This window comes from Microbispora sp. H10670, from assembly GCF_014161385.1.
GTDB lineage: Bacteria > Actinomycetota > Actinomycetes > Streptosporangiales > Streptosporangiaceae > Microbispora > Microbispora triticiradicis.
The window spans coordinates 1-7,612 of record NZ_JABBWW010000058.1 but is presented as its reverse complement, the minus strand read 5'-3'; the positions used below and the strand labels follow the sequence as shown (position 1 = coordinate 7,612).

The window sequence follows — 7,612 nt, the reverse complement described above, 5'->3', positions numbered from 1 at the left end:
GGGTGCCCGAGGACGTGAGTGTCGTGGGGTTCGACGACGTGCCGGAGGCGGCGTACTTCTGGCCGCCGCTGACCACGGTGCGGCAGGACTTCGGCGAGCTCGGCCGGCAGGCGTTCCGGCTCCTGCTGCACCGCATCGCGAGCCGCGACGGCGAGCCGGCGCGCCTGGTCGAGCCCGAACTCGTGGTCAGGGAGAGCACCGGCATGAGCCCCTGAGAGCTTCCGCCCGGCTCCATGGCCGGGCGGGAAAACCGCGCCCCGCCGGTCTAGGCCCCCGGCGGGACGCGAGGAACAACCATTCCGAAGGAGATTGTCTCATGCGCAAATTCACAGGCGCGCTGGTGGCAGGGCTGTTACTGCTGCTGGCGGCCGCGTGCGGCAACAGCAGCGGGGACGGCGGGAACACGACCGCCGGCGGTAAGGGGACCGTGGGCATCGCGATGCCCACGAAGTCGTCCGAGCGCTGGGTCAAGGACGGCGACAACATGGTCCAGCAGTTCAAGTCGCTGGGCTACGACACCGACCTGCAGTACGCCGAGGACGTGGTGGAGACCCAGGTCTCCCAGGTCGAGAACATGATCACCAAGGGCGTGAAGGTGCTCGTCGTCGCGGCCGTCGACGGCGCCGCCCTCACCGACGTGCTGCAGCAGGCGGCCGACCAGAAGATCCCGGTCATCGCCTACGACCGGCTGCTGATGAAGACCCCCAACGTGGACTACTACGCCACGTTCGACAACTTCCAGGTCGGCGTGCAGCAGGCGGGCTACATCGAGGACAAGCTGGGGCTGAAGGACGGCAAGGGCCCGTTCAACATCGAGCTGTTCGCCGGCTCCCCCGACGACAACAACACCGTGTTCTTCTTCAACGGCGCCATGTCGGTGCTCAAGCCGTACATCGACTCGGGCAAGCTCGTGGTGCGCAGCAAGCAGACGAAGCTGGAGCAGGCCGCGACGCTGCGCTGGGACGGCGCCACCGCCCAGGCCCGCATGGACAACCTGCTGAGCGCGAACTACACGTCCGAGAAGATCGACGCGGTGCTCTCGCCGTACGACGGGATCAGCATCGGCATCATCTCGGCGCTGAAGAGCGTCGGGTACGGCTCCTCCGGCAAGCCGCTGCCGATCATCACCGGCCAGGACGCCGAGCTGGCCTCGGTGAAGTCGATCATCGCGGGCGAGCAGACGCAGACCGTCTACAAGGACACCCGCGAGCTGGCCAAGGTGGCGGCCTCTATGGCCGACGCCGTCGTCCAGGGCAAGAAGCCCGAGGTCAACAACACCGACAGCTACAACAACGGCGTCAAGACGGTGCCGTCGTACCTGCTGAAGCCCGTGTCGGTCGACAAGGACAACTACAAGCAGATCCTGGTCGACGGCGGCTACTACACCGAGGCCCAGCTCACCGGCTGAGCCTCGCGGGTTCACGCCACGAAAGGGGCCTCCGATGCCCGACCATATCCTCCGGATGCGGGGGATAACCAAGGAGTTCCCCGGTGTCCGCGCGCTCGACGACGTGAACTTCGACGTCGAGCGCGGGACCGTCCACGCCCTCGTGGGCGAGAACGGCGCCGGGAAGTCCACCCTGATGAAGGTGCTCAGCGGGGTCTACCCCCACGGGAGCTACGAGGGGGAGATCCTCCTCGACTCCCGCCCCTGCGCCTTCCGCGGCCTGCGGCAGAGCGAGGCGGCGGGCATCGTCATCATCCACCAGGAGCTCGCGCTCATCCCGGGCATGTCCATCGCGGAGAACGTCTTCCTCGGCAACGAGCGGGCGCGGCGCGGGGTCATCGACTGGCACGCCACGTCGGACGAGACCGTGCGCCTGCTGGAGAAGGTGGGCCTGCGCGAGGACCCGGACACCCCGGTGAACGCGCTCGGAGTGGGCAGGCAGCAGCTCGTCGAGATCGCCAAGGCCCTGGCGAAGGACGTGAAGCTGCTCATCCTCGACGAGCCGACCGCCGCGCTCAACGAGACCGACAGCGAGAACCTGCTGCGGCTCCTGCGTGACCTGCGCGACCACGGCATCACCTCGATCCTCATCTCGCACAAGCTGAACGAGGTGATGGCCGTGGCCGACGCGATCACGATCCTGCGGGACGGCCGGACGATCGAGACGCTCGAGGTCGCCGACGGGGTGGACGAGGACCGCGTCATCAGGGGCATGGTGGGGCGCGACCTCGACCACCGCTACCCGCCGCGCACCCCGGAGATCGGCGACGTGCTGTTCGAGATCGAGGGGTGGAACGTCTTCCACCCCACGGTCCCCGACCGGCAGGTCGTCCGCGACGCGAGTCTCACCGTGCGGCGCGGCGAGATCGTGGGCATCGCCGGGCTCATGGGCGCGGGCCGCACCGAGCTCGCGATGAGCGTCTTCGGCCGGTCCTACGGCGCGCGGATCAGCGGCACGCTCCGGAAGGACGGCCGCGAGCTGCACCTGGCCACGGTGGGCGACGCCATCGCGGCCGGTCTGGCGTACGTCACCGAGGACCGCAAGGAGCTCGGCCTGCTGCTGGAGGAGGACATCCGGCGCAACGTCACGCTGGCGAACCTGCACCGCGTCTCGCGGCGCTCGGTCATCGACCTGCACCGGGAGGTGGCCGACGCCGAGGGGTTCCTCCACCGGCTGCGGATCAAGGCGCCCGGCGTCTTCACCAAGACCGGCAACCTCAGCGGCGGCAACCAGCAGAAGGTCGTGCTGAGCAAGTGGATGTACACCAATCCCGACGTGCTCATCCTCGACGAACCCACCCGGGGCATCGACGTGGGCGCGAAGTACGAGATCTACACGATCGTCCAGCGGCTCGCCGCCGAGGGCAAGGGCGTACTGCTCATCTCCTCGGAGCTGCCCGAGCTCCTCGGCATGTGCGACCGGATCTACGTGATGAGCCAGGGGCGGATCACCGGTGAGCTCGGACGGCGGGAAGCGACACAGGAGGCTGTCATGAGGCTGATGACGAACACACCGGCGGTGGCCCGATGACCGTGGTGGACCGCCCGGCGACCACCCCCGCGTCCTCGGGCGGGTCGTCCGGTCCCCGCCTGCGGGGGAACCTCCGGCAGTACGGGATGATCGCCGCGTTGGTCGTCATCGTCGTGCTGTTCGAGATCCTGACCGACGGCATCCTGCTCAAGCCGCTGAACGTCACCAACCTGATCATGCAGAACGGCTACGTGCTGGTCCTGGCGATCGGCATGATGCTGGTGATCATCAACCGGGAGATCGACCTGTCGGTCGGCTCGGTGGCGGCGTTCGTCGGGGCGGTCACCGGGGTGGCGATCGTGAACTGGGGCCTGCCCTGGCCGCTGGTCGTGGTCGGCGCGCTCGTCACGGGTGGGCTGATCGGGGCGTTCCAGGGCTTCTGGATCGCCTACGCCCGCATCCCGGCGTTCATCGTCACGCTCGGCGGCATGCTGCTGTTCCGCGGCCTCAGCATGGTCGTGCTGCAGGGGCAGTCGATCGCGCCGTTCCCCTCCGGGTTCCGGCAGCTCGGGTCGGGCTTCGTGCCGGAGGTCGGCGCCGGCGACCTGCACCTGGTGACCATGCTGCTCGGGCTCGCCGGGGCGGCGGTGATCGTGTGGAACGACTGGCGCTCGCGCGCCCGGCGCCGTGAGTACGGCCTCAGCGTGCCCGCCATGCAGTGGTTCGTGCTCAAGGCCGTCGCGATCGTCGCCGTGATCGGGGCGTTCGCCTGGGTCCTCGCGGTCTACCAGGGCCTGCCGATCGTCGGCCTGGTGGTGATCGTGCTGACCGCGGCGTACTCGTTCGTCACGACGAGCACGGTGGTCGGCCGGCACATCTACGCCGTCGGCGGGAACGAGCGCGCGGCCGCGCTGTCGGGCATCGCGACCAAGAAGACGAAGTTCTGGGTGTTCGTCAACATGGGCGTGCTGGCCGCCCTCGCCGGGCTGATGTTCGCCGCCCGGCTCAACGCGGCCACTCCCAAGGCGGGCACGAACTTCGAGCTCGACGCCATCGCCGCGGCCTTCATCGGCGGCGCCTCGGCGTCGGGCGGCGTCGGCAGCGTCGTCGGCGCCATCGTCGGCGGCCTGGTCATGGGCGTGATGAACAACGGCATGTCGCTGCTCGGCCTCGGCGTCGACTGGCAGCAGGCGATCAAGGGCGGCGTGCTGATGCTCGCCGTGGCCTTCGACGTCTACAACAAGAACAAGTCGAAGTAGACGCGACCGGGTGACGGGGAGGCACGGACCGCCCCGATGCGCCGGCCGGACATGTCGTGCATGTCCGGCCGGCGTTGTCGTCTCGTCACACCTCTTTCCGATGAGGCGGCGGGTGAGCGGCTCTCCGCGTCGCCGTGCCCTGTCCCCTAGAATCGGAGTCACAGCTCCTGTTGAGCGGCGCGGAGCACCTGCTCGGAGAGCGGCCAGGCGCGGGGGGTTCGATGACCAGATCGCTGCGCTCGGACGCCCAGCGCAACAGGCAGCGCATCCTGGAGGCCGCCGAGGTCGTGTTCGCGCTCAAGGGGCCGTCCGCCTCCACCGAGGAGATCGCGCGGAAGGCCGGTGTCGGCATCGGGACCGTCTTCCGCCACTTCCCGACGAAGGAGGCGCTCCTCCAGGCGATCATCAAGGGTCTCGCCGTACGCGTCGCCGCGGAGACCGGGAACCTCGCGCGCACCGGCGAGCCGGCCACCGCGTTCTTCCAGTTCTTCACCTGGGTGATCGGTCAGGCCGCGGAGCAGCGGACGGTCGTCGATCTGCTGGCCGAGGCGGGTGTCGAGGTCATCGTGGCCAAGCCCGTCAACGCGCTGCGCGACGCCGTGGCCGCGCTGCTCGCCGGGGCCCAGCGCGCGGGGGCCGTACGGCGGGACGTCGGGGTCCCCGAGGTGCTGGCGCTGCTGATCGGCCTGTGCCAGGCGTCGCTGCACGCCGGCTGGTCGCCCGAGGTCCGCGACCGCACCCTGGCCGTCGTGTTCGACGGGCTGCGCCCCTCCCCCGCCGCCTAGCCGGCCTCAGCCGCCCTGGCTGTCGATCTGCGAGATCATCGGGCCGATCAGCCGGTTCAGCTCCCGGACCACCACCACCAGGGCCCGGTGGGCCAGCTCCGGCAGGTCCTCGGCGGGGCCGTCCGGCGCCGGGGGAAGGTCGTCGAGCGGCAGCGGCGCGTCCACGAGCAGGACGGGCCGGACGAACGGGATCTTGGTGAGATCCCGCTCGGCGGGCTCGACGTACTGGCCGAAGATCTCCGGCCAGCCCTCCCAGCCACGGTCGCGCCACCAGGCCCGCGACGCCGTGAGCGCCGCGGGCGGGGGCGAGACCAGGCTGATGCGGGCGATCATCGACCCGTCCCAGCCGTTACGCGCGCACGAGGCCGACAGGATCCGGCGGTGCCACCGCACGAACCCCGGCGAGGCGACGGGAGGCGTGGCGACCCGCCAGGCCGCGCAGGCGAAGGCGACCGGGGCGATGTCGCCCCAGACGCCGTCGAACTCGCCGATGTTGTCGCGCAGCAGCTCGGTGTAGCGACTGTCACCGCCGTGTGCGCGCTCCCGGTCGGAGCGGGTGTCGATCCAGAACGCCTGGTCTTCGCGCATGTGTCCCGTCTTCCGGCCTGAGGGCGCGGTCAGCGAGCGGGCAGCGCGGCGGGAGCCGCCCCGCCGGCCACATGCGAGGGCCCGGCTTCGCCGGTGAAGACGAACTTGGCGCTGTCGCCCTCGCCCTCGATGTCGATCTTGACGACCTGGCCCGGCCGCAGCTCGCCGTAGAGGATCTTCTCCGACAGGGTGTCCTCCAGCTCGCGCTGGATCGTCCGGCGCAGCGGACGGGCGCCCATCACCGGGTCGTATCCCCGGTCGGCCAGCACCTGCTTGGCCGCCGCGGAGACCTCCAGGCCCATGTCGCGGTCCTTGAGACGCTCGGCCACCTGGGCGAGCATCAGGTCCACGATCTGGATGATCTCCTTGGGCGTCAGCTGGTGGAAGACCACGATGTCGTCGACGCGATTGAGGAACTCCGGCCGGAAGTGCTGCTTGAGCTCCTCCTGCACCTTCGCCTTCATCCGGTCGTACGTCGACTCGCTGTCGTCGGCCTTCGAGAAGCCCATCCCCACGCCCTTGGAGATGTCCCGGGTGCCGAGGTTGGTCGTCATGATGATGACGGTGTTCTTGAAGTCCACCACCCGGCCCTGGGCGTCGGTCAGCCGGCCGTCCTCCAGGATCTGCAGCAGCGAGTTGAAGATGTCCCCGTGGGCCTTCTCGACCTCGTCGAACAGGACGACCGAGAACGGCTTGCGCCGCACCTTCTCGGTCAGCTGGCCGCCCTCCTCGTACCCGACGTAGCCGGGCGGGGAGCCGAACAGCCGCGAGACGGTGTGCTTCTCCATGAACTCCGACATGTCCAGCATGATCAGCGCGTCTTCGTCCCCGAACAGGAACTCCGCCAGCGCCTTGGACAGCTCGGTCTTACCCACGCCCGACGGACCGGCGAAGATGAAGGAACCACCCGGACGGCGCGGGTCCTTCAGACCGGCGCGGGTGCGGCGAATCGCCCGCGACAGGCCCTTGATGGCGTCGTCCTGGCCGATGATCCGCCTGTGCAGCTCGTCCTCCATGCGGAGCAGCCGCTGCGACTCCTCCTCGGTGAGCTTGAAGACCGGGATGCCGGTGGCCGCCGCGAGCACCTCCGCGATGAGCTCCTCGGTGACCTCGGCCACGACGTCCATGTCGCCGGCCTTCCACTCCTTCTCCCGGCGCTCCCGCCGCACCTGCAGCTGCTTCTCCTGGTCGCGCAGCGCGGCGGCCTTCTCGAAGTCCTGCGCGTCGATCGCGGACTCCTTCTCACGCCGGACGTTCGCGATCTTCTCGTCGTACTCGCGCAGGTCCGGCGGCGCGGTCATCCGGCGGATCCGCATCCGCGAGCCCGCCTCGTCGATCAGGTCGATCGCCTTGTCCGGCAGGAACCGGTCACTGATGTAGCGGTCGGCCAGCGTCGCCGCGGCCACCAGCGCGCCGTCCGTGATCGACACACGGTGGTGCGCCTCGTAACGGTCCCGCAGGCCCTTGAGGATCTCGATCGTGTGCGACAGGCTCGGCTCGGCCACCTGGATCGGCTGGAACCGCCGCTCCAGCGCGGCGTCCTTCTCCACATGCTTGCGGTACTCGTCCAGCGTCGTGGCGCCGATGGTCTGCAGCTCGCCCCGCGCGAGCGGGGGCTTCAGAATGCTCGCCGCGTCGATGGCGCCCTCGGCGGCGCCCGCGCCGACCAGCGTGTGCAGCTCGTCGATGAACAGGATGATGTCGCCGCGCGTGCGGATCTCCTTGACGACCTTCTTCAGCCGTTCCTCGAAGTCGCCGCGGTAGCGCGACCCGGCCACCAGCGCGCCCAGGTCGAGGGTGTAGAGCTGCTTGTCCTTCAGCGTCTCGGGCACCTCACCCTTGACGATCTTCTGGGACAGGCCCTCCACCACCGCGGTCTTGCCCACACCGGGCTCGCCGACCAGCACCGGATTGTTCTTCGTACGGCGCGACAGCACCTGCATGACGCGCTCGATCTCCTTGTCCCGGCCGATCACCGGGTCGAGCTTGCCCTCCCGCGCGGCCTGGGTCAGGTTCCGCCCGAACTGGTCCAGCACCAGCGACGTCGACGGCGCCGACTCCT

General features: G+C 69.5%; 7 protein-coding genes. 5 read left to right on the top strand and 2 right to left on the bottom strand.

The window, feature by feature from the left end; translation table 11 throughout:
• The 5 genes from HHX33_RS34340 to HHX33_RS34320 form a co-directional block, all read left to right on the top strand.
• On the top strand, window positions 1–215 hold a 215-nt coding region (locus HHX33_RS34340), incomplete at its 5' end, for a substrate-binding domain-containing protein (RefSeq protein ID WP_182878209.1).
• A gap of 101 nt (window positions 216–316) precedes the next feature.
• Complete coding sequence (chvE, locus tag HHX33_RS34335; RefSeq protein WP_182878208.1) at window positions 317–1,408, top strand: multiple monosaccharide ABC transporter substrate-binding protein; 1,092 nt, start codon at window positions 317–319, stop codon at window positions 1,406–1,408.
• A gap of 34 nt (window positions 1,409–1,442) precedes the next feature.
• A complete protein-coding gene (gene mmsA / locus HHX33_RS34330) occupies window positions 1,443–2,978 on the top strand; it encodes a multiple monosaccharide ABC transporter ATP-binding protein (protein WP_111701204.1) in 1,536 nt (511 codons plus the stop codon).
• A gap of 2 nt (window positions 2,979–2,980) precedes the next feature.
• The gene (mmsB, locus tag HHX33_RS34325; protein ID WP_396786353.1) at window positions 2,981–4,177 is read left to right on the top strand and encodes a multiple monosaccharide ABC transporter permease; all 1,197 of its coding nucleotides are present in this window, start codon (window positions 2,981–2,983) and stop codon (window positions 4,175–4,177) included.
• A gap of 221 nt (window positions 4,178–4,398) precedes the next feature.
• Window positions 4,399–4,962, top strand: a complete 564-nt coding sequence (locus HHX33_RS34320) for a TetR/AcrR family transcriptional regulator (RefSeq protein ID WP_182878206.1) — start codon at window positions 4,399–4,401, stop codon at window positions 4,960–4,962.
• A 6-nt stretch (window positions 4,963–4,968) separates the two neighbouring features.
• Here the strand turns inward: HHX33_RS34320 and HHX33_RS34315 are convergent, their stop codons facing one another.
• Together HHX33_RS34315 and HHX33_RS34310 are read right to left on the bottom strand one after the other, a co-directional pair.
• Window positions 4,969–5,550: a hypothetical protein gene (locus HHX33_RS34315; protein WP_182878205.1), complete on the bottom strand. Its 582-nt coding sequence runs from the start codon at window positions 5,548–5,550 to the stop codon at window positions 4,969–4,971.
• A 29-nt stretch (window positions 5,551–5,579) separates the two neighbouring features.
• On the bottom strand, window positions 5,580–7,612 hold a 2,033-nt coding region (locus tag HHX33_RS34310; RefSeq protein WP_182878204.1), incomplete at its 5' end, for an ATP-dependent Clp protease ATP-binding subunit.

Bases quoted from the DNA above. Each gene is read 5' to 3' on its own strand.
- chvE (WP_182878208.1), top strand. From the start codon at position 317: ATGCGCAAATTCACAGGCGCGCTGGTGGCAGGGCTGTTACTGCTGCTG.
- mmsA (WP_111701204.1), top strand. From the start codon at position 1,443: ATGCCCGACCATATCCTCCGGATGCGGGGGATAACCAAGGAGTTCCCC.
- HHX33_RS34320 (WP_182878206.1), top strand. From the start codon at position 4,399: ATGACCAGATCGCTGCGCTCGGACGCCCAGCGCAACAGGCAGCGCATC.
- HHX33_RS34315 (WP_182878205.1), bottom strand. From the start codon at position 5,550: ATGCGCGAAGACCAGGCGTTCTGGATCGACACCCGCTCCGACCGGGAG.